Origin of the sequence: Parendozoicomonas verongulae (genome assembly GCF_009711465.1) — a bacterium.
In the GTDB taxonomy this organism is placed as follows: Bacteria; Pseudomonadota; Gammaproteobacteria; order Pseudomonadales; family Endozoicomonadaceae; genus Sansalvadorimonas; species Sansalvadorimonas verongulae.
Window position 1 is genome coordinate 71,491 of sequence record NZ_SMME01000867.1, and the last position, 2,266, is coordinate 73,756.

General features: G+C 52.6%; 4 protein-coding genes. All 4 read left to right on the top strand.

Annotated elements, in window-relative coordinates:
* Positions 1–433 (top strand): hypothetical protein (locus E1189_RS19480; protein ID WP_196221532.1); only part of this gene is annotated, 433 nt, incomplete at its 5' end.
* Entirely contained in the window at positions 414–818 is a 405-nt protein-coding gene (locus E1189_RS19485; protein ID WP_155162655.1) for a hypothetical protein, read from the top strand. The genes E1189_RS19480 and E1189_RS19485, both read left to right, overlap by 20 nt.
* A gap of 18 nt (positions 819–836) precedes the next feature.
* Positions 837–1,574, top strand: coding sequence for a phage tail tube protein (locus E1189_RS19490; protein ID WP_155162657.1), 738 nt, complete (start codon positions 837–839; stop codon positions 1,572–1,574).
* A 14-nt stretch (positions 1,575–1,588) separates the two neighbouring features.
* Positions 1,589–2,266, top strand: a 678-nt coding sequence (locus tag E1189_RS19495) for a hypothetical protein (protein ID WP_155162659.1), incomplete at its 3' end; no start/stop codon positions are given.

The window sequence follows — 2,266 nt, forward strand, 5'->3', positions numbered from 1 at the left end:
CATTTCACAAAAGAAGATCAAAGAGCTGGGGCGAGTGCGGGTTTCCCTTCACAAGCCTGGTCAGAAAAGTGATCAGTATAAACTGGTGATCTGGGTGGGGCTTGCAGATATCCCCACTCATTACCTTGGACGCCCCATACAAACCCAATCAGGCGTGCGTACAGGGCGTTACCGTTGGGAGGGAGCTTTTGTCTTTCAGCCAGTGAATGCGAGAAGTGACATGGTTTTTCAGCGGGCACCGGCGTGGAAACATAAGAAACAGGTATCGCTCAAAAGTGGCCGCACGATGTGGATGGGATTGCCCATAGAAAAGGTGGCCCTGCCCATCGCCAACTCAGCGCGTCAGGCCGTTGAGCAACTGCAACCGAAATTGCTGGAACGCTTCACAACTTTGATGCAGCAGGAGCTGAACTATGTCTACCGCATCGAATGAACAACGGATTGTTGAAGTGCTGGTGGACAAGCTCAATGCCATTGCCAGTACCCGGCTGGGTTACTCCGCTACAGGACTGGAAGATACGTTGGCCACGCCTGCCATTTTGGTTCAGTTAGAAAGCCTCACGGAAACCGGGCGGCAAGGGGAGCGAGGTCGGTTTGAGCTGCAGTTCAATGTGAGCGCCGTGGTTCAAACCACCGAGAACACCACAGTAGAGCTGGTCAGCCTGATACGGCAAATCCGAACAACACTCAACCCCGCAGAAAAGCTCTGCCCAGAATCCCGCAAACACACACTCAGCGATACCCGTTTTGATATCGCTCCCAGCTACGGGCAGCTGTCGTTCGCCGACAGCACCCTGACAGTAGAAGCCATCCTCTAACTCTCAAGGACGAAAATAATGATTGATTACAGCTTTATTGGCGCAGGCTCTGTGCATATCCAGCCTTATGACAAATCCGCTCCCCTGTTGCCTATGGGTAATATCAGTGAGTTTGCCTTCAGTTTTGAAGAAGAGAAAAAGGAACAGAAGAATTACATGGGCGGCGGAGGTCTGCGCAACGTTGTCTCCAGAATTTCCGGGATTACCGGTGCCATCAAAGCTCACGATTTCACACCTCCCAATATCGCCCTGGCTCTGAGGGCTTCACTGGAATCCATTGGAGCAACACCGGTTGTGGGCGAGCAACTGACAGCTCATGGGGAAAGCTACGAGCTGATTCCTTTCCGCCATATTCCAGACATCACCCAAACCGTCACCGTTAAAGACAGTGCAGATCAAGATCTGGCTTTAGGAACGGATTATGCGCTCACCAAAGCGGGTATCCGTGTGCTGAGTGGTACAACCATCAGCGCTGAAACCCTGACTGTGGATTACACCCCAAAAGCCGCCAATGCTATCCAGGCACTGTTGGAATCAGGTAAAGAATTCACCCTGTTTATGGAAGGGCTTAACGATGCTCAGGAAGGCCGCCCATTTACCATTCGGGTGCACCGGGTGAAGTTTTCTCCTGTGCAGAATCTGGGTTTTATCTCGGAGGATTTTGCCGAGATTGCTTTGGCTATGGACATCCTTGCTGATCCGTTAGTGACTGGCTCAGGGCTAAGTCCGTTTATGCAACTGGATGTAGCTGACTAAGGAAGGAGCATGCCATGGCCCTTCGCAATTCTGCTATTCAACTCACCCTCAAAGCCCGCGACCTTCTCTCCCGCATAGTCCGCAAATCCGGTGATTCGTTAGAGTCACTGGATAAGCAGGCCCAGTCCCTCAAGTCCCGCCTCAAAACCCTCGAGCAGCAATCCCGCCTTTTGTCTTCCTTTAAAGCCCAGGCTGCCACCGTACAGTCTGTTGGTCGTTCCTATCGTGAAGCAAAGCTCAAGGTAGAGCAGTTGGCACGGGAACACTCTCAGTCAGTCGCCCCCTCGAAAAAGTTAGAACGCCAGCTGGCGGCTGCCCGTAAAACAGTGTCTGGCTTATCGGTGCAGTTTCAAAACCAGAAACAGAAACTGTCGGGTTTGCGGGGTGAACTGCAGAAGAACGGCCTATCCAATCGAGAGCTGAATCAACAGCAAAACAAACTGCAGGCTGAACTGAAACAGACGACAGCGTCTCTCGATCAGATCCAGCGCAAAGCCAAACAATCCCGCTCGGCACTCAAGCGTACTGGCTTTCGGGAAATAGCTCGCGATGCCAGCAAAGCCGAGAACAGCCTTGCACGCTTGGGCACGTCTCTTCGCAATCTGATTCTGGCCAGCACCGGCGTTTATGCCCTGAAGCGTGCCATGCAAGGTGTGCTCAGTGTTGGCGACAAATACGAACGCCTCGCCATC